Raw genomic sequence first — 22,050 nt, forward strand, 5'->3', positions numbered from 1 at the left:
GTCAGGAATGCCATCAGGCATGCATCGGGCCCGAGCCGCCCAGGGTGCGGGGTTCGCTCGGTCAGCTGCCGTCGGGGGAACCGGCGGCGGCTTGTTCTTTTTTCACCTCACGTTCGAGCACTTCCAGCTCCTTCTTGATGCCGACCTTGTCATGGAGGGCGATCGCGCGCTGGTAGTGTTCGATGGCGGCCTGCTTGTGACCGGCCCCCTGGCAGGCGCGGCCCGTGGCCTTGTGCAGCTTGGCGTGCACCTGGTCAAACATGTCGCTGTCGGCCAGCAGGGTGAGGTAGTGGCGCAGCAGTGCCAGATCGGGGCCTATGCCTGCGTCTTGCAACTTGATGGCTGTGTCGGCCACCTCTTCGGCGATCAGGGTGGCGGCAGTGCGATCAAAGCGATCCGGGGTGGCCAGGGCGTGCTTGATGACATAGCGGGCCATCGGCAAGGCGCCAGCCAGATCGCCGGTGTCGAGGGTCCACAGCAGAACGGTGACCAGTACGTCATCCTGGCCACCCCGGTCTGCGGCCAGCAGCCCTTGGACCCACGGTTGATAGGCGGCCAGCATGGTGCGTTTGACCTCAATCTTGCGCTCAATGCTCTGAATACCCTTGAGGGTGCGGCGATGTTCGGCCAGCTGCATCAGCTGGAGCTCGTAGGCGTTGGCGTATTGCCGGTCAGCGACCGGAGCCGCCCTGTTCAGGGCGGCTTGGGTCTTGGCCAGGTGGCGTTGGGCGGGGGTCATGCTGACTCGTCCTGCGGCGTTTCCCGAGCCTGGCCGGACAGTGCTGCACCCAGGGCCGCGGGCAGTTCGTTCAGGGCGTTGGTCAGCTCCGCCATGACTGTCAATCCCTGCTTCGCAGGATCTGCTGAGGCACTCATGACGATGTGCTCGGCGATGGCGATGCAGTCATAGTCCTCGACCACATAGGCATCGTTGGAGCTCTCCCAGTTGACGATGCGATCGCGTGCAGGCTGATCTTCAACTCGACGGCGGCGACCGCCCTCCTGCCAGTAGATGGACAAGTTCTCGAGCTTGGTCACCACCAGGCAATCGTCCGGCATGTAGGGCACACGGAGAGCCTTGAGGCCGCCGAGCTGCTTCTTGCTCATCAGCACCTCGCCAGCCAGCTTGCACTGGTTATCGTCGCCATCGTTGATGATCTGGAAATACTTGTCGCCCAGCAGTTTGCGACCGACGAGAACCACCAGATCGGTGTCTTCGGAGTACCAAGAGGCGATCAGGGTGTTGACCAGGTCATACACCAGGGCGTCGAGACTGATGTAATCGCCGGCGTTACCGATGAGGATCTGACCACTACCGGCAACCCCCTCGCTCATGATCTGGGTGGGCTGCTCGAGGCGGGTTTTTTCAATCCAGCCGATGTTGACGTCCTGCAGCATGGGGTTGGTGAGGCGGTCAGTGTTGGGCGCGGCCGAGGTGCCGTTCCAGCCGATCATGATGCGGTCGAGGCCCTGGCGTTGAAGGATGGCATCGCGGATACGAGTCTGGAAGTCGGGGAACTTGGCCCAGGTATCGAGCTTTACATAAGGGGTTGCGGTGTCGTAGTTGGTCTTGAAGCACTCGTAGCCCTTGGCTTGCATGGCGGTCGGGTCGATGGGCTGACGCTCTCCCTGGCTAGTATCGGTGCGGCCAGCGATGGTGCTGGCGATGCCGATACCCACCTTCTCACCCTTGAGCTCGTCCACCGGGATGACGTTGATCATGCCGAGGAAGGCGACCGACTCCTGCATCTTGGTTTCCAGGGTCTGCTGTACGCTCGGCTCCACGTTGAACGAGTTCATGGCGGAGGTAATGGCATTGAGCTGAGCCAGCTTGCTGGTGTACTGCTCGAATTTAAGGCGGGTCTTATTGCGCATGAGGGAGATTCCTTAGCAATTGGTTTCGACGGCGCTATCACCACCGGTCGCGGGATGGCGGGGCTGGGTGAACGCTTCTTGTTGTTCCAAGGTGGCCTTGAGGTCGGCCAGCGCGGTGGCGGTGGTGTCCAACTTGCCGGTCAGGGCGGTGATGGTGTTCGCCTGCTCGGCCAATTTGGCATTGAGGTCAGTGCCCTGGGCGGTGACCTCGTTGGCCACCGCTTCGACGGCCTGGTGCACATCGCTGAAATCGGCGGTTTCCTGCTGCTTGTGGCGGGTAAACAGGGCGGTGACCCGCTCCAGCAGGCCGGGGCCCTTGTCTTGCTCCTCCTCAAATTCGATGGTGGTCTCGATGGCGGCGGTGAACAGGCATTCCGGTGCGCTCTTGCGGCTGGCCAGTGGGTTGTCGCCGGCGCTGGCGCAGAACTTCAACATTTCGGTGCCCATGCTCGCCGGCGAGTCGGTGACCGCCAGCCCCATCAGGTAGGCGCCCTTCTGGTTGAGGTTGGGGTGGATCTCGACCGAGGTGTAGACCTTCTGGCGCTGCTTGTTGAGGGCGATCAGTTCCGGGGTGGGGTCAATCTGGACGAACAGGGCCAGCCGCTTTTCGCCCTCGAGCTCGATCTCTTCGGTCTTGGCGGCGGTGATGTCGCCGTACATCTTGAACATGCCGTTGGGGTCCCAGCCGCGGATGTGCTCCATGTTGACCCGGGAGCCGTAGGTGCCCTGGTTGTAGCGCTGGGCCATCTGCTCAATCCATTCGCGGGAAATGGTGCGGCCATCGGTGGTGCCGCCTTCAACGGCGACACGGAAGAATTTGGACTTAGTTGCCATGGGCGATCCCCTTGGGTGGCGGTAAGTGGTGAGTGAGTCATCAAGTCGCCGCTATGGTCTGGGGGAGGGGCGGGATCGTGCAATTGAGGCTGGGTGTGTGCGGCGCTGGCACACCCACGATGGCGCGGGAGGATGGCTGCGGCTGGGTAGACTGGCGCCATGACCACTGTCCTTTGGCCTTTCCCATGACAACTGCCCCCACCACCCCCCTGCTTTTTCCCCACGTAGACCCCAGACGGCAGGCCATGCACCTGTTCTTCCAGGGCTATCCGCTGCGAGCCATCAGTGAGTTGCTGCAGGTGCCGGAGGGGACGGTCTCGACCTGGAAGAAACGCGATGGCTGGGATGACATCAAACCCATCGACCGGGTGGATTTCGCCATCGAATCGCGCATGGTTCAGTTGGTGATGAAGGAGACCAAGACCGGAGGGGACTTCAAGGAGATCGACCTGCTGGGTCGGCAGCTCGAGCGGATCGCCAGGGTCAACAAATACAGCCACGGCGGCAATGAGGCCGACCTCAACCCGAAGGTGGCCAACCGCAACAAGGGGGCAAGGAAGGCGCCCGATCGCAATGTGGTGGAGCCCGAACAGCAGGCACGTTTAATCGAGCAGTTCGAGTCGACCATGTTTGGCTACCAGCGCACCTGGTTCGAGGCGGGCAAGCATCACCGGATCCGCAATCTGCTCAAGTCGCGCCAGATAGGGGCGACATACTTTTTTGCCTTCGAAGCGTTCATTGATGCGCTGGTGACCGGCCGTAATCAGATTTTCATGTCGGCCAGCAAGGCGCAGGCCCATATGTTCAAGCAGTACATCATTCAGTTCGCCAAAGGGGAGGGGGTCGAGCTCAAAGGCGATCCCATGGTGCTGCCCAACGGGGCGCACCTCTATTTCCTCGGTACCAACACCCGCACCGCCCAGGGCTACCACGGCAACATCTACATGGATGAGTACTTCTGGATCCATGGCTTCATGGATTTTCGAAAGGTCGCCTCCGGCATGGCGATGCACAAGAAGTGGCGCCAGACCTACATCTCGACCCCGTCCAGCCTTTCCCATCCTGCTTATAAGTTCTGGTCTGGTGCTCACTTCAACCGGGGCAAAGCCAAGGCTGACCGGATTGAGGTTGATCTCAGTCACGCCAACTTGGCGGACGGCAGGCTGTGCGGCGACCGGCATTGGCGCCAGATTGTGACGGTCGAAGATGCGGTCCGTGGCGGCTGTGACCTGTTCGATCTCGACGAGCTGCGCGGTGAGTATTCGGAGGACGAGTATCGCAACTTGCTGATGTGCGAGTTCATGGACGACACCCTCAGCCTGTTCCCGTTACTCACGTTGCAGCGCTGCATGGTCGACAGCTGGGAGTTGTGGGACGACTACAAGCCGTTCGCCGCCCGACCATTCGGCTATCGCGCGGTCTGGATCGGCTATGACCCGGCCAAGGGCGCCGCTGGCAGTGATAGCGCTGGCTGCGCGGTGCTGGCCCCACCGCTGGCACCCGGTGGCAAGTTTCGCATTCTGGAGCGCCACCGCTGGAGCGGGATGGATTTTGATGCCCAGGCGCGGGCCATCCGGGCCATGTGCGATCGCTACCACGTGACCTACATCGGCATCGATACCACCGGCATCGGCGAGGGGGTTTATCAGCTGGTGAAGCAGTTCTTCCCGGCGGTGACCGCCATTCAGTACAACCCGAACGTGAAGATGCGCATGGTGATGAAAGCGCAGGATGTGATGAACAAAGGGCGGCTGGAGTTCGACAGCGGAATGACCGATCTCGCCCAGGCGTTTATGAGCATCCGCCGTACCGTGACCCAAAGCGGCAAACTCCCTACCTTTGAAGCCAGCCGGTCGGAAGAGACCAGTCACGCCGACATCGCTTGGGCCACCATGCAGGCCCTGCTGCACGAGCCTCTCGAGGGCACCACCTCCACCAATTCCTCGTTCCTGGAGATTTACCAATGAGCAATCCCATGCCGGCCACGCCGGAGCCCTCTATCGAGGCCTTTACCTTTGGCGAACCGGTGCCGGTGCTGTCCCAGCGCGAGCTGTTCGACTACCTGGAATCGGCCTGGAACGGGCGCTGGTATGAGCCGCCCCTCTCCCTGGTGGGTCTGGCGCGGGTCTACCGGGCGGCGGTGCACCACGCCTCCGCCATCCAGATCAAGCGCAACATCCTGCGCGCCGGTTTCATCCCTCACCCCAAGTTGCCACTGGCCGGGTTCACCGCGCTGGTGATGGATTTTCTGGTGTTTGGCAACGGCTACCTGGGGAAGGTCAGCAACCGGCTGGGCGGGGCGCTGCGCTATGAGCACCTGCACGCCAAGTACGTGCGGCGGGGGCGGTTGCCTGAGCAATATTGGTGGGTAGCCGAGGCGGGCAAGCCGCTTGAGCTGCCGGCCGATAGCGTCGGCCAGGTGAAGGAGAGCGACATCAACCAGGAGATCTACGGTATCCCCGACTATGTGGCGTCGGTGAACTCCGCCCTGCTCAACGAGTCGGCGACCCTGTTTCGGCGCAAATACTACGAGAACGGTAGTCATGCCGGTTTCATCATGTATATGACCGACCCGTTGCACAACGAGAGTGACATCATTGCGCTGCGCAAGGCGCTCAAAGAGAGCAAGGGCCCTGGCAATTTCCGCAACCTGCTGCTCTACGCGCCGAACGGCAAGAAGGACGGAGTGCAGTTGATCCCGGTGTCTGAGGTAGCCGCCAAGGATGAGTTCCTGACCATCAAGAACGTGACCCGCGACGACCAGCTGGCGGCCAACCGGGTACCGCCCCAACTGATGGGAGTACTGCCCAACAACACCGGCGGCTTTGGGGATGCGGCCAAGGCGGCGCTGGTGTTTGATGCCACCGAGATGGACAGCATCCGCGCCAGCCTGATGGAGCTGAACGATTGGGCAGGGGAGGAGATCATCCGTTTCAAGCCCTATCGACTGACAGAAATGACAGGGCAGGCTGCATAAGAGAGGCTAATGTTACAGCGAATACCTGGAGTCTGTGCGTGTTCGAATGGCGTACGAAAAAGCCCCCTCACCAGAGGGGGCTTTGTTTTGTCCTTCACCTGGTGGCCTGTGCGGCCAGCAACTGCACCAGAGACGCCGGCCACACTCATCCGCTCGCGGATCCTCGCTCGCGCTCCAAGAGCGACAGGTGCAGCCTGCCGCCCCTGCCAGCACCCAGCGCGCGGAGTGAAGACCCCGCCTCGCCTGCGCGCTTTATGTGTCGATTTCCATGCGGGTGAACGACTGGGGGCGGGTGGCGGCTCCCCGCGCCAGCGCTGGCCGCGCGCAGGATTCTGGATCCTTTTTACGATCCTTCACTTTCTGTCAGATCCTTTCACATAGTGCGTCATGAGAGGCGGTGGATTCTTTTGGCTACTTATATGCACATTTGGAGGTCCTGATATAAAAATCAGGCTTGGGTTTTAGTTGGCTAGCAAAGTCACTCGCCAGTTTATGGTGCCAATAGGGGGCGATCATCTCCTGGTGAGGTGCTTTGGGACCAAGGGTCACATGCTTGACCGGGCCGAGATGGTGAGTCCGATACAGCTCCAGATAGAGTTTGGGGGGCGTTTTAGGGATCCCATTTTTCATATCGGGTTCTTGAAACTTAATTTCACTTGCACCATATTCTAGATGGGTAACGATAATACGATGTTCTTTTTCTGCCTCATAGTCAGAATTCTTTATAAGGTAAGGTAAAGGCCCTAGCAGTCTTGATAATTGCTGGAGTTTCTCGTTCTCTGGTGCGCTGCTTAGAAATAAATCAACTTCATTTTTTAATTTCACAAATAACTCTGTGAGCTCATGGGCTTCATCATTGCCATGAATTTCATTGTCATTATTAATATATATTATTCGATAGAACGCTGTACTTTCTTGAGGTGATCTTCCGGTGTTGGAGAAAGCTATTCTTGGCTCGTCTTGATGTGCATCAATCTGGGGGGATTGCAATAAGTTAAATTCAAAAAATTTCTCCGTGTTAAAGGTGATTGCACAACCACAAGCATCATCGTTATTATGGTTTTTACTGTAAAATCGCCACATATTCAAGCTATCATCATCTGGCAAAAAGCAGCCAACAAACACTGGCTTGCTCTCTACTGGTGAATGCCCCAGCATGCGCCATAGAATTCTCCCTTCATTGGGGTCATTGAATGCTTTAATATGGCCTAATCGTAGCGGGCTTTCTGCTAATAAAAGGTCACTGCCCACAGAAAGGGATGTGTAATGAGTCATGGTTGGTGTTTTTTCGCTATCAACTTTCAGCTGATTTAAAATCTCTGAACGTATATTGGTTATTGATAGCGACAACGCTTTTCGTTCTATTTCGTCTTGCAGCTCAATCGATTCAAAACGAACTTCGGAGCCAACAGCGCTGGCTGCTTCGCGACATAGATCCAGAGCCTTAGAATAGTTCTTTTCAACTATTCTGCCTTCCATATAGCATAGCGCTAGGTTGAATTGTGCTACTGCACTACCGTTGGCGGCCGCTTTTTGATATAAATCGACTGCTTCATGGATATTTTTCTCTAGACCTCGACCATTTTCGTACATCCAGCCCAGATTGCACTGAGCATCTGGATCACCCTGTTCGGCTGCTTTGCGATACCAAGCAACAGCTTCGCTGTCGCTTTGTTCTATGAGCTTACCATCTAGATAGATCGTCCCCAAATTATACTGGGCTGGGGCCCACCCCTGTTCAGCGGATTTACGATACCAAACAAGCGCTTCACTGTCGTTTTGTTCTACGCCGAGAGCATATTTATACATATGTCCCATAGCATTCTGGCTGCGAGCATGTCCCTGTTTAGCCGCTTTGCGAAACCACTCTACAGCCTTACTGTTGCTTTGTTCTACACCTTGCCCCTTATGGTATTTTTCGCCAAGTTCAAACTGGGCGGGTGCATCTCCAGAGTCTGCTTTTTCGATCAGTGCGGTGATTTCTTCTGGTAGTTCAGACTTATCCATATTCGATTGCCCCTGCTTTTGTTGTTATACCAACCCACACCGATCTTCATTTGCTGTTTTTATCCACAACGTATTGAAAATGATGTACTTATTCTAAATGTGGATATCTTGCCTTAAGTCCTAAACATTGTCGATTGAAGGGGGCGTGGGCCCCCGAGGATTTAACTGATCGAGTTCACATTACCAACTTTTTGCTGTCGGCAGGTGGGGCAGGTGGGGGATCAACCTGTTCCAGTCGCGGTCACCGTGGATGGCGGGCTGAATATGGCGGGTCTTCTCGGCACAGGATGTGCTGGGCACGCTGCAAGGTTATTTGGTATCCACGAATTTTGGAGTAGAAGGTACCCATTGTATGATATTCGGCAACCCGTCTTAACAGCTAAAGGTGAGTGACTGCCCCATTGCCTGTGAAAACCGCGTACGCTATAGACTCCTTTTGTGCTACTTCACTTTATGTTCCTCACTCCAGAAATATCCACCATGAAGTCTCTTATATTTTTTTGTAAATCCTTATATATTTTTATTGATTGTTCATATGCATCACTAACATCAATGGAGTCCTCATGAACTCCCGCGGTTATCTCATCATCTATTTTTTTTGCGGCCTCTAGGCTGAGTATTAGTTTCTTGCTCATTAATGAACGGTAAACATCTAAAACGTATTCTTGTTTTTCCCTGAACTTTTTATATACATCGGCCTCTGGTTTCGGTCCAAGATCCGAAACATCATTAGTTTCGCGTTGCTCAACTTGCATTAACCCATACTCGGAAGCTTTTATGACTTTAGATAGAGATGCTACCAAGTCGAATAAAATGACTTTGTTGATTTCCCATACTCTGTCTTTCTTTTGCCTTAACGTTGTATCAATGTGAATATATGTCGCAACTACCGTTGCCAATGCAATGATGCAATTCGTTATGATGTTAACATTGAACGTTGTCTCCGGGATTGTTGACAGCTTTATTATTAATGATGAGGCTCCAGCACCCATGATGAAACTAAAGAGGTTTTTTATCACAATGTCACCCACATAGAGTTTATGTTGATTTTTAATTGGTCAACGATATTATAAAATATACTTTATGTTGCCGGACAACTACATAACGGAAAAACATTTCTATCATACCTTATGAAGTAAATATGGTCACATTTTTGGTATTGATTCAACCACGTATCACAATGTCGAGCCATGGGATAATAACTTAGCAAAAACAGAGCCAAACGCCGAACGGTGATCCGATTTCAGCGGTTTGCTATACTGTTTATACATACAGTGTTTTCGAGATTTCCAGCATGTTTGCTCAACCCACCCCCGATGCCCCCTTGTTGGAGCTGCCCCTGTTCCTATCCCCTGTGGCCTGCGGCTTTCCATCGCCGGCGCAGGACTACACCGAGCAGACCATAGACCTCAACCAGCTGTGTGTTGCTCACCCGGCGGCGACCTACTTTGTGCGGGCGGCCGGTGACAGCATGGTCGACCACGGGATCAGCGATGGCGACCTGCTGGTCGTGGACCGCAGCCGCAAGGCGCTGCATGGCTGTGTGGTGGTCGCTGCGGTGGATGGCGAGTTCACGGTGAAGAAGCTGCAGCTTGAGCCGTCAGTCTCCCTGCTCCCGGGCAACCCGGCTTATCGGCCCATCCATTTCAGCGAGGGGCAGGAACTGGAGATTTTCGGGGTGGTGGCCTTCGTAGTGCACAAGATGGCGACCCCATGAACAAGCACTGCGCCGTCGCCCTGGTCGACGTGAACAACTTCTACGCCAGTTGCGAGCGGCTATTTCGCCCTGATTTGAAGGGGCGGCCCATAGTGGTGCTCTCCAACAACGATGGCTGCGTGGTGGCCCGTTCGGCGGAGGCCAAGGCGCTGGACATCAAGATGGGTGTGCCGTACTTCCAGATCCGCCAGTTCTTCGAGGCCATGGGTGGGGTCTGGTTTTCCAGCAACTACGCCCTCTATGGCGACATGAGCCAGCGGGTGATGACCATTCTGGAGGGGATGGCCCCGGCGGTGGAGGTCTACAGCATCGACGAGGCATTTATTGAGCTGAGCGAGCGCTGGGCGGGCGACCTGGTGGCCTATGGCCGCCAAGTCCGTGAGCGAGTGCAGCAGTGGACCGGGCTTGTGGTTGGGGTCGGTATCGGCCCCACCAAGACGCTCGCCAAGCTTGCCAACTACGCCGCCAAGAAGTGGCCGGCCACCGGTGGCGTGGTGGATCTGCGGGATGAAGGGCGGCGCGCCAGGCTGATGGCGATCACCCCGGTGGACGAGATATGGGGCATTGGCCGACGGCTCACCGCCAAGCTGGAGGCCCAGGGCATCAAGACGGTGGCCGACCTGGTCGCCGCCGATCCCAAGGCACTGCGGCGCCGCTATGGCGTAGTGGTCGAGCGCACGGTGCAGGAGCTGCGGGGGATCCCCTGTGCCGAGCTGGAACAGGAGGCCCAGGCCAAGCAGCAGATCATCTGCTCGCGCTCGTTTGGGGAGCGCATCACCCAGATAGGCCCCATGCACCAGGCGCTGGCCGGTTACATGGAGCGGGCCGCCGAGAAGCTGCGGGGGGAAGGGATGTGCTGCCGTCATGTCACCCTGTTCATTCGCACCAGCCCGTTCAGCGACCGGGAGCCCTATTACGGCAACCAGGTGAGTACCAGACTGGCACTGCCCACCCATGACACCCGAGCCCTGCTGGCCCTGATCCCCGAGCTGCTCCCCCGTATCTGGCGCGAGGAACAGCGATACCAGAAAGGCGGCGTGATGCTGAGTGATTTCACCCCCGCCAACATGCAGCAGGGCGACCTGTTCGCAGGTGAATCGCAAACCCCGCGCAGCGAGGCGCTGATGCAGGTCATCGACAAGATCAACCAAGGGCGGCTGGGGAAGGTCTACTTCGCGGCACGCGGCCGCGATACCCGGGAGTGGATGATGAAGCGGGAGCAGTTAAGCCCCCGCTATACCACCGCGCTCGGCGAGCTGCCGGTGGTGAAGACATAGGCACCATTAAAACTCTTCATACAATCAAGAGACTTGATATGAAAGATAGAGAGGGACTATGAGTACATTGAATAATTGAGATACAAACCGTGAATTGGTGATCAGACTTCTAAGCCGTCAGAACAAACATTCTTTACAACAGAGTCAATCATATCTTGTAGGAATCCATTCTTTGAGGCAGGGGAACTTTCGTAGCTAATTGCAGCTTCATTATCTGCTTCGTAAGAATAGCTAGCAATTTTCCCATTAGCGTACGCAGCAATAAAATGCCTAGCTCCATCATTGTAGTGACGAACTTCGTAATCAACTCCGTTGTAGGTGAAATTGTGAACAACCTTCATGTTAGTCATTATATAGAAACCTCTGACTGTTTAAATATGAATCATAAAAGGAAACCCTAGAATAGAGCTTCATTAAGGTCTGTCTATGTGCGTGCTAAATTGTTGCGATACAGTTCACAATGTAATGAAGAATTCACCACCACTTGTCCTCATCCACTTTTTGCCAGATAGCGCGTTTAAACTCGGCATCGCTCTGATTACCCTGGCGCATCGGGGGGTCATCAATCCAGCGCGTCAAAGCGCTGTACTCATCATGGGCAACCGGTGCTGAGTGGCGGCGGTTTCCTTGCAACAGGCCAGCTGCATAATCACGCTCATCAGGCGTTAGCATGTTAAGCCAGTCATCAATCTCATGTTGAGGCCATTGCCGCTCGAGGATGATACTGCAGCGGTTCTCGATGGCTTCGCTGCCATGCACCTGGGGCGTGTAGACCGTTGGCTTATTGTTCATCTGCTCTTTCCTCAATCGCTAGTGCTTTGATGTGTGGCTTCATACTGGGCAGGAACTCCCGTACCTCTTCGGGTAATGGGGAAGTGATGGCGGCATCCGTCACCCAATCGATAGACTTGTGCAGTTCGTCAAAGGCAATCTCGAAGTCAGCATCCGACAAATCGTTCCCAAACGCCAGACTCCCTCGAGTCAGGACAGCGCTACGCACTCGCATTCTCAGCTGTTCCTGGCGTAAAGCCTCTGCATCGGTAAAGGCTTTTTCAACCTCGGCCTCCACTGGTGTCAGCATTCCCTTGCTGCAGTGTCCCGGCGCACTGGTCGCCCCTGGCCAGTTGCGGCTCACAATCAGGCGATCGCCGACCAGGCGCACATATTGGCCGCCGGCATTGATGATGCTGCCGTGTTGCAGCAGGGCGGCGTTGCTTGCGTCGAGACCCATTCGGCCCAACTCTTTAGCCAGAGTGGATCCTTTAACCCCTGATTTGGATCCTTCCGTACAGTTATTGACAGAACTCCAAGGGGCGCAGCTGCCGCTGCTCAAGGGCAACTCGCTGCGCTCGCCTACGGCATGCTCGCGCTGCTCGCCCAAACCCGGCACTGCCCCCCCCTTGCGCACTATTTGCCAGCCTTCGGTACGGGTGACGGCCGTGGTCATGCCGATGTCGGTGATCAGCCCCAGCAGCTTGAGAACGTCTTCGCCGTATTTGTTGGCGGCTTCGTCCAGCCGCTTGGAGAGGCGGATCAGGTGTTCTTTACGGGGAGCATCGATGCCCCCCATGGCCTTGATGAAGTCGCCCCAGCGGTTGTGGTCAGCAGCGTGGCGGGCGGCTTCCAGCACGCAGTCCCACTCGATCACCTCGTCACCCAAGCGGCGCAGCTCGCGCCACACGCTCACGGCAGGGCCGCCGATCTGCTGGAACTGGCGGATGCGCCAGCAGCTGGCCCAGGCGGCCACGGCGATAGTGGTGTGGTCAATGGGGGCTTCGGCCTCGTAGTCCATCCCCACCTTGTGGCCGTCGATATTCTTGGCGATGTACTTGGCGATATAGCCAGTTGCGCTCCCCTCACTCTCGTCGATGAACTTCCAGTTCACCCTTGGGTTGATGGCCTTGACGACAGCCTTGTCGTTCACATCCAGCAGCCACTTGATGCGAGGCATCTTGTTACGGGTTGTCATCTTGGCTAGGTGGTCGAGCTGGCCGCCGTTTGGCATCTTCAGTTCGCTACGATCGGTATCGGTGAAGTGATAGGTGAGCAGGGTCAGGAAGTCGCGCTGATGCTCTGGGTTGATGAACAGCAGGCAATGCCAGTGAGGGGTACCGTCGTGGTGTGGCTCCACCACCCGAAATCCGAAAGCCATGATCCCCTCGCGTGCCAGCGCGGCCCGAAAGCGGGCCCACTGTTTGCACAGCAGGCGGTTGGTGATGGTTGGGGTGCTACCGTTGAACCCCTCATTCTGATAGGTCTTTGAGCTGTCTTTGCTGCCCTGGCGCCAGGCGTGATAGCTGGAGGGAGCAGTCAGGGTCAGAAACAGGCCCAGTTTGCCCTGTTCCTGCGCCATATCCTCAAAGCCCCGCATGCGCACCATCAGCTCATGACGGCGGATCTCGGGGTTGGCCACGGATGCCATGATTGCGTCAGCCAGATCGATCTCTTGCCCCAGCTCCTCGTTGACGGCGCTCATGCCCTCCATCCATGCCCGCTGGGCCGCCTTGCGCTGAGTGAACTCTCGCACCGCGTGGGAGCTGGCGTAGGGGCTGACCCCCTTGCGCACCTGCCCGGTGAGGATGGCGATCAGCTCGCAGTAAACTGCCCAGGCGCGGTTGATTTTGCGCCGCCACCAGGACTCATCAAGCAGGCGTATCAGCAGACTGGCGGCGGCCCCTTCGAACTGTTCCACCTCGCCGGCCAAGTCGTCTCGTTCTTTCTGGTTCAATGGGCGGCACAGCAAGCGCTCGACCTTGGTGCGGGGGTGGACCGGCAGGGAGGGGCAGAAATGCCACGCTTTCGCCTGTGAGCCCAGATCGGTCAGCAGCTCGGCGGCGGTGCGCTCGTTGCCCGCCGTTGTCATTAACTGTTGGCAGCGGCGGGCCCACTCGGCGGCGACCAGTTCGCGGCGCACATCGTTGCGCAGGTCGACAACCGGGATCGGGAAGCGGGCCGCTGCAGCGGCGCACACTTCAACGATACGGCGCAACCAGACATTGGCGGTCTTGGGGTTAGCGGGATAGCGGTGCAGGTAGGTTCTGGCCAGCGGCTTGGCAACGTGCCATTCGACACGGGCTAACTGCTCGGCAGCGCCTGACATGTTGATGGCATGGTGGCCCACCAGGTAGTGCTGAGGCAGCTGGATGCCCTGCAGGTTGGTGATTGCGTCATTCATGCAGCCACCTCCTGCGCATCTGCGCACATCTCTGGCAGGTTGGCGCGCACCAAGGCGGCAGCCAGTGGCGGGCACACGGCATTACCACAGCGGGCAACCTGCGCGGTCTTGGTGAACTTCTTGCCGTTGGCATCGTGGGCGATCACGTAGTCAGCAGGGAAACCCTGAGCCGCAAACAACTCATGGGGCTCCAGCATCCGCATCCCGATATCGACGATCTGGTAATCCTCGCCGCGCACGGTCACCAGGCCGAACCGGTGTTTGGTGGTGACAGTTTGCAGTGGCTCATCAGCGGCATGGCCGATATTGGTGCCGTAATACTTGAGCAGGAAGGCCCGCACCTCGCCGATATGCAGCCCGCCAGCGGTGACGGTGGGCATGGGCTCGGTCACCGGCTGGCCGTGCTGGCAGGTGCCGCGTAGCTTAATCAGGTGGCTGGTGACCAGCGCGTTGTGGTCAACGGTGGTCACGGTCGGCAGCGGCTGGGTCAGCTCTGCCCCCACGACGCCGGTGTAGTGCTTGGCCAGGAACGCGGTCACCAGCTGGCTCTTATCGGCCTTGGCCATCACCGTCCCCAGCGGGTCTTCCACCGATTGACCAACCGAGTTACCGAACTGCCGGGCGATTACTGGCGCTACTAGAGCGAAGTGACCACCCTTCACCTCTGCGCAGATGGTACGCAGAGGCTCATCAGCTGGCATATTGCGCTGATGGCTGGCGTTGGCATGTTCAGTGATGAAGGGGGCAAGTGCTGAGTTCCGGCCAATTGGCACGATGAATGGTTCGGCAGCATTGATGACGAACCTCTCCAGCCCCTTGGCAATCCGGCGCAATGTGTTCTCAGCCAGTGGCCGCTTGCGCTCGAATATCGAGGGGCACGGGATCGACCAGTCGATGATGTCAGCAGCAGTAGGCCACGGCAGCAGCTTGCCCGCCTTCACTTCGATACTGCCGGGGGCGCAGTGGGTCGGCTTGGGCCACACGATGGCGGCGCCATCCCGGCGGGCGATCAGAAACAGGCGCTTGCGGATGGTCGGGGTTCCGTAGTCACAGGCGCGCAGCTCGCGCCATTCCACCTTGTAACCTTGGCGGCGCAGGGCATTGATGAAGCTGTTGAAGGTGCGGCCCTTCTTGGCCGGGTCTGGGCGGGAGTTGCCATCATTGTCGATCAGCAAAGGCCCCCAGGTCTGAAACTCCTCGACGTTCTCCAGCATGATCACCCGGGGGCGAATCTGGGCAGCCCAGCGCAGGGCAACCCATGCCAAGCCCCGGATCTTCTTGCTGACCGGGGTTGAACCCTTGGCCTTGGAGAAGTGCTTGCAGTCAGGCGACAGCCAGACCAGCCCGACAGGGCGACCAGCTACCACGTCACGCGGCACGATGTCCCACACCGATTCGCAATAGTGCTCAGTGCTGGGGTGGTTGACGGTGTGCATGGCGATCGCATCCGGGTCGTGGTTGATGGCGATTTCAGGGCTACGGCCCAGCGCCATTTCGATCCCGGTAGAGGCCCCGCCGCCGCCGGCAAAGTTGTCGACCACGATCTCGTTGAAGAGGTTGAAGTTATGCTCTTTCATTTGCACACCCCGCATTTGCCAACTGTGTATTCGTTCGGTTGCAGGTAGCGGCCGCACTGGGTGCAGGTCGGTACCATGTCGAGGGTTGCCAGCCGATCAGACCAGCAGGTGGTCTCGCAGAAAAACAGGCTGGTCATGCGGTTGCCCGCCAGGATGACCGGGCGCACAAGGCTGAAATCACCGCAGCAACTGCAGAGCATCGAGGGGCGAGCAGCAGGGGCGGCCTTCACCACGGTTTCGCTGGCGGCACGTGCCAGCGGCCAGCAGCGTTCTACGCAATAGGGATAAGACCGACGGCCGTGGCGGCCGGCGACTGGAAGGCAAACAGCATGCTGTTTGCACTTGGTGCAAGGCTCCAGCGTGACGGGATTGGTGTTTGCAGGGCGCAGGACGCCCAAAGCCGGGGCAAGCCCGGCTGGTTTTTGATGGGTCATTAGATGGCGCCTCCGGCATAGAGGGACTGGATTTTGCGTGATGCCTGGCGGGCTGCGAGGCGGGTTTGACGGCACAGGGTCAGATGGGTTCTGGCCGGAGTGCGCTGGCCGTGGGGGCCATCTTTGCGCAGGTCCAGCAGGTCGAGCTGCAGGCCGTGCAGGCTGGCCTCGGCGGACAGCATGTTGGTGACCCATTGGTCGATGACTTGTTGGTGGCTCATTTGATGGTCTCCCCCAGGCCGTGTAGCGGTTCGCAGTCTGCCCACCACTCAGCGATCTCATTTGCCAGTGCCAGCTCGACGTTGGCGGTGGCCAGCCAGTACACGGCGCGGATGGCGCCCAGTGCCAGCAGCTCCTTGGTCACGTTGCGGTTGCGCTTGGCATCGCTGCCCGAGCTGGCGAACTCATCGACGGCAGCTTCCCAGTGTTTGGTCAGCTGGCTGACCGGTGCCGGTGGCTGCATATGGGCAGGGCCCGCCTCGGTGGTGCCCAGTGCGTCTTGTGGGGCTTCGAGTTCAAACAGGTCGACAGTCATACCCGTTCCCCTTTGGTGTTTAGGCATAACCAAAGTGAGCGCCAGGCATGGGCATTGACGGCATTAACCTGTGCGGCTTTATCGTCGGGTCGTTTAATGTGACGGCGGCCAGCGGTGTGGGCCAGCTGGCGGTTGAGCACCTTCACATTGCGTAGTGCGGTGGGAATCGCTACAGTTCGCATATCAGTTACCTCAGTTGCTGATGGAAACCCCGCTGGTGTTGGCGCACCAATAGCGGGGTTTTTTATTACCCGTTTCCGGGCACCTTTCTCATTGCCGCAATGCGGCTCTCCAATGTGCTGGCCTGTTCTGCGATAACAGCCCGGCGTTTGTGCTCGTGTTCTGCCTGTTCCAACTCGCTGCGGGTCGGTCCCTCACTGCGGCGGATGGAGCGGTGCCACTCACGGCGGTGCAGCACTCCCCCATCGAATTCGTGCAACGTGGTCAGCAGTTCGCCCAGGGCGAGGCGGATCGCCTCTTGCTGGTCAAAGTCGAACTGGTCCAGCTCCTGCCCGGCGGCGGTGGTCGATACCCCGGCCGCATAGCAGATGACGGCCCGGGCCTTGGCCGGCAGGCGTGACCAGCGGCTGGCCGCCCCATTGCGGCCGAGCTTGGCGCGGATTTCTGCCAGTGCTGCGGCTGCAGCGCTGGTTGGTTGAACGAGCTCGAAAACCTGTGCGGTGTTCATTAGGTGGCCCTCCGGTTATGCCTGCAGCAGCTGGGCCAGCCAGTTCGGGCGAGGTTGCTGGCGTGGCGCAAAGCGCAGGGTGCCACGGCGGCCCTGGCTGTCTTCCAGATAGCTGCCATCAAAGCGGGTGGTGTTGCGCATCACCGGCTCGACCTGTTCACTCACTGTCACGGCGCGGTTAAACAACAGGGTCGGCAGTGGGATCAGCCCCGACTGCTCGGCGCGAAGCTTGCTCATGGCGTCACCTTGAGCGGGATGCTCTTCGCTAGGGGCTGGCTGTTCTGACCCGAGCCTTTACTGATCGGCAGCACAATGGCCGGGTTGGGCAAGGCGCTGGGGCTGATGGTGGCGATAATCTCGAACGCCGCCTTGAAGGTGTGGCCACAATCCACATTGCGGCATTGATAACTGGCAACCCCAGTCAGGGGCGACATCCGACGCGAAGTGCGAACGGCGCTGCTATGGCCACAGTGTGGGCAAATCAATCTCATGTCTGGTCTCCTATGCGCCGAGGGCTGCGCGGGCCATATCGGCAGCACACGCAAGACCAGGGACGGCGTGAAAGCGGTCTTCGACTTCGGTGGCCAGCAGCACCAGGTGCTCGATGCCCACCCACAAGCCGCCCACAACGGTGTTTCGGTTGGATTTGGTGACACGGTCACCGGCGAGGATGGTGGTGGCCTGAGCGGTGACGCCCAGGATCTGGGCGCCCGCATTGAGCGCCTGCTGGGCACGAGCTTCTGGTGCGATGGCGGCACCAGCTGGGAGGCGAACGGCTGTCAAATCGCAATCAAACAGCAGCCCATCAAACAGCGTGTCATCGCCGGTGGCGCGGTAGATCACCACCAGATCACGCCCGGTCAGTTGATGTGGCTGATCAGGGTTGAGCTTGTTGCGCAGCATCTGCTCGCCTAATCCAGACTCTCTCGCCACATCGGCCAGGTTGTAACGTGCGGCGAAGAGCGCGCATGCCGCGTCGAAGTGATGCTGTTTGGATACGATCTGTTCAAACATGGTGCTAATCCCCCTGCTTGCGCGACACTCTGGGAGTGCGCACAGGCTTGGCCGCAGGCACTGTTCCTTGTTGGTTCATGGCCTGCTGGGTGTAGAGCACCAGGTTGATCAGCACTTTTTCAGCGCGTCCCTGTTTGGGCATGATGGGGATACGCCCGGCCCGCACGTAGTTCTCCACCGTGCGCTGGGTCAGGCCGGTACGCTCAGAGAAGCTCTCGACCGTGCAAACCGGGGTATCGATATGAATAGGGGCGATGATCATAGACGGTTGCCTCCTGCAAGTTCAGTTACGCGCGGCCATGCGCGGCGTGGGGCAGCTCGGCCTTCAACTTGCCGCCGGTCAGCACTTCGATCTGGTAGGCGCGGCCTTTGGGTACGACATCACGCCACTGGGATATCGCTTGAGGCTTACAGCCTAAGGCCTGCGCGAGTTTGTTAGTCCCACCGAAGTGGTCAATAGCATCCTTCTTCTTCATCTTGTCTTACCTTGTAAGGTTTATTTTCGAAAGCAAATGTAAAGCTAGATGAATCTGCATTGCAAGTAAAAACTTACAAAAAAGACAAGAAATACTACGAAAGCAACTTGTAAGATTGCTTACATGAAAATAAATGAACGTATCAAACAGACACGAAAGAGACTTGGGTATAGCCAAGAGATTCTTGGCTCGCGGGTCGGCGTATCACGCGTTTCCATTAGTCAGTGGGAGCGAGGTGAAAACACACCTAATGGCCGCTATCTCAATGAGTTAGCAGCAGCATTGGGGGTGACTGTTGACTGGCTACTGACAGGCGATGGCAGCTCGTCAGTACCACCGGCGGCAAAGTCGATACCTGGTTACGACAACGTCGAACCAGCCGTGATCCCGCAGGGGTCGCGGGTGCCGGTCTTGAGTTATGTCCAGGCTGGCCACTGGCACGAGATGTGCGACTCGGCCACGGCGTTCGATGGCAATGTCGAGTATGTGACCGCCAGCGTCGATGTTGGCCCTTGCGGCTTCGGTCTCTGGTTGCGCGGTCAGTCGATGGAGCCCTTCTTCAAAGAGGGCGACCTCATCATCGTCGACCCTGACGAAGCGCCCCAACCAGGGGACTACGTGGTAGCCAGCAATGGCAGTGATGAGGCCACCTTCAAGAAGTACCGGCCCCGCGGTATCGACGAGAACGGCCAGGAAGTGTTTGAACTGGTCCCCCTCAACGATGACTTCCCTACAATGCACTCCGATCGGCAGCACATCCAGATCATCGGCGTGATGGTAGAACACAGATCATTTAGAAAAAGACAAACAGGGCGCTAATGTGCCCTGTTTTTGTATTTGTCATTTGATGTGGAGAGTTAGTGAATAACCCATTAATGATAGTACATAGACTTAATATACCAACAACTCATAAATATTTAGGTCGTTGGGGATAAAAATAACTAATCCATACATATGTGTATGGCGGATGATTAGGGATAATAAATGAAAGTGAATAAAATAATAATTCATAATTTAAAAAAAGAGCAAGAAAGTAATGCAACAGAGGTTATTCCTGGGGGGACATTATTATCATCCAGTGATGAAAACACTATAAAATTAGTCGATCGACTTGATAAGTTATATAGTCGGCGTGGAAATGCTGCGGTATATGGTTCATTTTCTGACTCAGGAGTAAATGCCTTCCCTTCTGCAGTATCACGGTATGTTAGTGATGAGAGCATAGATAAAGAGTTCATTTCCATGAGTTTGGTGGCGATGAGTCAAGTTGAAGTGTTAGCAAGTAAGATACCTCAAGCTACGGGTGGTTACATTGTTTTCTCACATTATGAGGATGATAATGAAATAGAATATATATTGATCGCTAGCATTAAGGCTACTAGCGGTCTTAATATAAGCAGTGATCTTAAGATAATTTCTGTTCCTGAGATAGATTTATCAAAAATACATCAAGCCGCACGTATCAACGTTTCTGCATTTAAAAATTCAAAATCTAGCGTTGATGATATCGAAGGACGAGATGTAGATGACAACGAGGATGAAGATGAAGATGAAGAAGAAGATAGTGCACCTCCCTATCTTAGCTTTATTAGTCCAAGAACAACTGATGGTGTATCCGGTTATTTTTCACGAGGCTTAGGCTGCAGCGATGGCGTAAAGCCAATCAAAGCAACAAAAAATACATTCAAGCTAGTAGAAAAAATAATGTCCCATCCAGAGTTAAAGGACTACAGAGTTGATGTTGTCCGTTCTGTTACGGACTACTTGAAGGCAGTGAAAGATGATAAAACATCTGTGGCTAGCATTGATGGAATAGAAAATGCCATCAAACGGGCGATCCCAATAAAACTTCACGAATATACAGGAGATATATTTGCTTTAGCGAACTCAGAGGAATTCAAGATTCCTGAGGAATTTAATGTTCATAGTAAAAAATTAGATGAGTTAACTCGAATTTCAATTAAATCAAGGAAGTGGGAAGTTAATTTCGATAAAAACATGCTAGGATTCACTGAAAAAAGTGAAATATGGTATAATGAAGATGGAAATTCACTTGTTATTCGTTGTAATAAAGAGCTAAAAGCTGCTTTGGACAAAATAAAACAGGATAGTATTAAGTGATGGATAAAGCGCTCCGTACAGCCGTTGAGATATTCAAGCTTATTGAAGAGCCTGAGTTTGATAACTCATGTTTCAGTGGGGTGCTTCCTGTATCACCAAATTTACTTTTATTAGTCGAAACGTTAATAGCAAGTAGTGAAGGGAAGTATGTTGTTGACTTATCAGATGCGTCTACAAATCCCATCGTCGATAGGTTTACATCGGAGTTAGATGGGAAAAATAAGATTAAGAGCTTTTCTGCATGCTCATCGGTGCTGATTGAGGTAATAGTCCCTCAGAATGAAAATGGTTACTTTTACTCGGATCTAAATCAATGGCTAACATTAAATAACTTTTGTCTTTCGAAAGAAATGATATGTTCTCCATTTTATATCATAGATGATTCTATACTGTCAGAACCAAATAATGAACTCAGAAATAATGCCGAGCTATTATGTGAATTCATTAACAAGTTGAAGAAGTTAGCAAACTACCACGACGAGAAATCAAAATCAGGTTCATCGACGAAGCTTGTTTTTGTTAAACCAGGCAAAGATGACAGCAACAGGGCGACTCTTGTTATAGACTCATCAGTTACATCTGATTTATTTAAAACACCCTTGCCAGATTTTAAATTGATTGATGATATTGCTTTATCAACAGGGGCTGCTTTTCATCAGGCTGAAAAAATATCCGTTTTTAAAACATCGTTAATAGAGGTCGCAGAACTGTCAGGTCCAATGAATAATGTCAAGCTAGTATCTATTATTCAATGCTGGCCTCAAATTATAGATTCATTTAATGAGTCATGGGATAACTATCTTAATAATTTCTCATTTCATAAGATCCGCTCTGAACTAGCGGAGCAACAGGTTGCATTTACTCAAAAATTAACTGATACAGTCATAAGCTTAAGTGGGAAACTACTGACAATACCAGTTTCAATAGGTACCCTAACATTCTTTGATAAATATAGTGATATTACTTCTCTGAGCCTCTCTATATATTTTTTGGCTGCAATAGTTCTAGTGTATTCTGTGAGGGGGTCTATTGCAGTTCAATATGATTGTCTAAAAGAAATACAAAAAGCTTACCAGCGAGTTTTCATTAAGAAAAGAAAGGGAGATAAACAGCAATCAGAGTTTATAGATACAGAGATTACTAATATAGTATCTGGTCTTGATAGATTATTTGGTAGGCTAGAGAGAAGAGTGAAACGTTATTTAGAGCTATCATGGTTACCTTTATTAGCATTAACTTTGTTTTTTGCTTTCTCATCATTGGACTCATGGTTTCCTTTTTATCAGAATCTATTAGATTTGTAATGATTTTTCGCTATTAATGCACGTGCTCAAATTTAAGCT

General features: G+C 55.2%; 25 protein-coding genes. 7 read left to right on the forward strand and 18 right to left on the reverse strand.

The features are described 5' to 3' along the window. Positions 1 to 61: 61 nt before the first annotated feature. Genes gpM through AACW18_RS17150 form a run of 3 tightly spaced genes read right to left on the reverse strand, consistent with a single transcriptional unit; the run spans position 62 to position 2,709 of the window. Positions 62 to 739 (reverse strand): phage terminase small subunit, encoded by a 678-nt coding sequence (gene gpM / locus AACW18_RS17140; protein ID WP_218389325.1) that lies wholly within the window; start codon positions 737 to 739, stop codon positions 62 to 64. Next, complete coding sequence (locus AACW18_RS17145; protein ID WP_218389326.1) at positions 736 to 1,875, reverse strand: phage major capsid protein, P2 family; 1,140 nt, start codon at positions 1,873 to 1,875, stop codon at positions 736 to 738. Before AACW18_RS17145 ends, gpM begins: the two co-directional genes overlap by 4 nt. 12 nt (positions 1,876 to 1,887) lie before the next feature. Then, the gene (locus tag AACW18_RS17150; protein ID WP_218389327.1) at positions 1,888 to 2,709 is read right to left on the reverse strand and encodes a GPO family capsid scaffolding protein; all 822 of its coding nucleotides are present in this window, start codon (positions 2,707 to 2,709) and stop codon (positions 1,888 to 1,890) included. A gap of 185 nt (positions 2,710 to 2,894) precedes the next feature. Here AACW18_RS17150 and AACW18_RS17155 point away from each other — a divergent pair, with 185 nt between their 5' ends. Together AACW18_RS17155 and AACW18_RS17160 are read left to right on the forward strand one after the other, a co-directional pair. Further along, a complete protein-coding gene (locus tag AACW18_RS17155; RefSeq protein WP_218389328.1) occupies positions 2,895 to 4,676 on the forward strand; it encodes a terminase ATPase subunit family protein in 1,782 nt (593 codons plus the stop codon). Then, positions 4,673 to 5,686, forward strand: coding sequence for a phage portal protein (locus AACW18_RS17160; RefSeq protein ID WP_256351924.1), 1,014 nt, complete (start codon positions 4,673 to 4,675; stop codon positions 5,684 to 5,686). The genes AACW18_RS17155 and AACW18_RS17160 overlap by 4 nt, the downstream gene beginning before the upstream one ends. Positions 5,687 to 6,097: 411 nt before the next feature. On the opposite strand, the gene AACW18_RS17165 is transcribed toward AACW18_RS17160, so the two are convergent. After that, positions 6,098 to 7,693 carry a DUF2971 domain-containing protein gene (locus AACW18_RS17165; protein WP_218389329.1) on the reverse strand — a complete coding sequence of 532 codons (1,596 nt, stop codon included), beginning with the start codon at positions 7,691 to 7,693 and terminating at the stop codon, positions 6,098 to 6,100. A 446-nt stretch (positions 7,694 to 8,139) separates the two neighbouring features. Continuing rightward, positions 8,140 to 8,724 carry a hypothetical protein gene (locus AACW18_RS17170; protein ID WP_339381569.1) on the reverse strand — a complete coding sequence of 195 codons (585 nt, stop codon included), beginning with the start codon at positions 8,722 to 8,724 and terminating at the stop codon, positions 8,140 to 8,142. Between the two features lie 263 nt (positions 8,725 to 8,987). Between AACW18_RS17170 and umuD the strand changes: the two genes are divergently transcribed. Beyond that, a complete protein-coding gene (gene umuD, locus AACW18_RS17175) occupies positions 8,988 to 9,410 on the forward strand; it encodes a translesion error-prone DNA polymerase V autoproteolytic subunit (protein WP_218389331.1) in 423 nt (140 codons plus the stop codon). After that, positions 9,407 to 10,687 (forward strand): translesion error-prone DNA polymerase V subunit UmuC, encoded by a 1,281-nt coding sequence (gene umuC / locus AACW18_RS17180; RefSeq protein ID WP_218389332.1) that lies wholly within the window; start codon positions 9,407 to 9,409, stop codon positions 10,685 to 10,687. Before umuD ends, umuC begins: the two co-directional genes overlap by 4 nt. 101 nt (positions 10,688 to 10,788) lie before the next feature. On the opposite strand, the gene AACW18_RS17185 is transcribed toward umuC, so the two are convergent. The 13 genes from AACW18_RS17185 to AACW18_RS17245 all read right to left on the reverse strand — a co-directional run bounded on the left by AACW18_RS17185 (position 10,789) and on the right by AACW18_RS17245 (position 18,586). Further along, a complete protein-coding gene (locus AACW18_RS17185) occupies positions 10,789 to 11,037 on the reverse strand; it encodes a hypothetical protein (RefSeq protein ID WP_218389333.1) in 249 nt (82 codons plus the stop codon). A gap of 124 nt (positions 11,038 to 11,161) precedes the next feature. Continuing rightward, on the reverse strand, positions 11,162 to 11,479 hold the full coding sequence (locus AACW18_RS17190; RefSeq protein WP_218389334.1) for a hypothetical protein: 318 nt from the start codon (positions 11,477 to 11,479) through the stop codon (positions 11,162 to 11,164). Beyond that, on the reverse strand, positions 11,469 to 13,862 hold the full coding sequence (locus AACW18_RS17195; protein ID WP_256351925.1) for a replication endonuclease: 2,394 nt from the start codon (positions 13,860 to 13,862) through the stop codon (positions 11,469 to 11,471). The genes AACW18_RS17190 and AACW18_RS17195 overlap by 11 nt, the downstream gene beginning before the upstream one ends. Next, the gene (locus AACW18_RS17200) at positions 13,859 to 15,439 is read right to left on the reverse strand and encodes a DNA cytosine methyltransferase (RefSeq protein WP_256351926.1); all 1,581 of its coding nucleotides are present in this window, start codon (positions 15,437 to 15,439) and stop codon (positions 13,859 to 13,861) included. The genes AACW18_RS17195 and AACW18_RS17200 overlap by 4 nt, the downstream gene beginning before the upstream one ends. Beyond that, positions 15,436 to 15,873: a hypothetical protein gene (locus tag AACW18_RS17205; RefSeq protein WP_256351927.1), complete on the reverse strand. Its 438-nt coding sequence runs from the start codon at positions 15,871 to 15,873 to the stop codon at positions 15,436 to 15,438. The genes AACW18_RS17200 and AACW18_RS17205 overlap by 4 nt, the downstream gene beginning before the upstream one ends. After that, positions 15,873 to 16,094, reverse strand: a complete 222-nt coding sequence (locus AACW18_RS17210; protein WP_042654628.1) for a hypothetical protein — start codon at positions 16,092 to 16,094, stop codon at positions 15,873 to 15,875. Before AACW18_RS17210 ends, AACW18_RS17205 begins: the two co-directional genes overlap by 1 nt. Next, positions 16,091 to 16,408, reverse strand: a complete 318-nt coding sequence (locus AACW18_RS17215) for a hypothetical protein (RefSeq protein WP_042654629.1) — start codon at positions 16,406 to 16,408, stop codon at positions 16,091 to 16,093. Before AACW18_RS17215 ends, AACW18_RS17210 begins: the two co-directional genes overlap by 4 nt. A gap of 247 nt (positions 16,409 to 16,655) precedes the next feature. Continuing rightward, entirely contained in the window at positions 16,656 to 17,096 is a 441-nt protein-coding gene (locus AACW18_RS17220) for a hypothetical protein (RefSeq protein ID WP_218389336.1), read from the reverse strand. A gap of 15 nt (positions 17,097 to 17,111) precedes the next feature. Further along, positions 17,112 to 17,333 (reverse strand): hypothetical protein, encoded by a 222-nt coding sequence (locus tag AACW18_RS17225; protein ID WP_218389337.1) that lies wholly within the window; start codon positions 17,331 to 17,333, stop codon positions 17,112 to 17,114. Next, positions 17,330 to 17,587 carry an ogr/Delta-like zinc finger family protein gene (locus AACW18_RS17230; protein WP_218389338.1) on the reverse strand — a complete coding sequence of 86 codons (258 nt, stop codon included), beginning with the start codon at positions 17,585 to 17,587 and terminating at the stop codon, positions 17,330 to 17,332. The genes AACW18_RS17225 and AACW18_RS17230 overlap by 4 nt, the downstream gene beginning before the upstream one ends. A gap of 10 nt (positions 17,588 to 17,597) precedes the next feature. Next, the gene (locus tag AACW18_RS17235; protein ID WP_218389339.1) at positions 17,598 to 18,110 is read right to left on the reverse strand and encodes a phage regulatory CII family protein; all 513 of its coding nucleotides are present in this window, start codon (positions 18,108 to 18,110) and stop codon (positions 17,598 to 17,600) included. 4 nt (positions 18,111 to 18,114) lie between these two features. Next, positions 18,115 to 18,372, reverse strand: coding sequence for a regulator (locus tag AACW18_RS17240; RefSeq protein WP_218389340.1), 258 nt, complete (start codon positions 18,370 to 18,372; stop codon positions 18,115 to 18,117). A 25-nt stretch (positions 18,373 to 18,397) separates the two neighbouring features. Continuing rightward, positions 18,398 to 18,586 (reverse strand): Cro/CI family transcriptional regulator, encoded by a 189-nt coding sequence (locus AACW18_RS17245; RefSeq protein ID WP_218389341.1) that lies wholly within the window; start codon positions 18,584 to 18,586, stop codon positions 18,398 to 18,400. A gap of 123 nt (positions 18,587 to 18,709) precedes the next feature. Here AACW18_RS17245 and AACW18_RS17250 point away from each other — a divergent pair, with 123 nt between their 5' ends. From AACW18_RS17250 to AACW18_RS17260, 3 genes are all read left to right on the forward strand, one after another. Continuing rightward, positions 18,710 to 19,405: a LexA family protein gene (locus AACW18_RS17250; RefSeq protein WP_218389342.1), complete on the forward strand. Its 696-nt coding sequence runs from the start codon at positions 18,710 to 18,712 to the stop codon at positions 19,403 to 19,405. A gap of 165 nt (positions 19,406 to 19,570) precedes the next feature. Next, complete coding sequence (locus AACW18_RS17255; protein WP_218389343.1) at positions 19,571 to 20,707, forward strand: nucleoid-associated protein; 1,137 nt, start codon at positions 19,571 to 19,573, stop codon at positions 20,705 to 20,707. Next, the gene (locus AACW18_RS17260; protein WP_218389344.1) at positions 20,707 to 22,011 is read left to right on the forward strand and encodes a hypothetical protein; all 1,305 of its coding nucleotides are present in this window, start codon (positions 20,707 to 20,709) and stop codon (positions 22,009 to 22,011) included. The genes AACW18_RS17255 and AACW18_RS17260 overlap by 1 nt, the downstream gene beginning before the upstream one ends. Positions 22,012 to 22,050 lie beyond the last annotated feature (39 nt).

It is taken from the genome of Aeromonas sp. sia0103 (assembly GCF_963895295.1).
Taxonomy (GTDB): Bacteria; Pseudomonadota; Gammaproteobacteria; order Enterobacterales; family Aeromonadaceae; genus Aeromonas; species Aeromonas encheleia.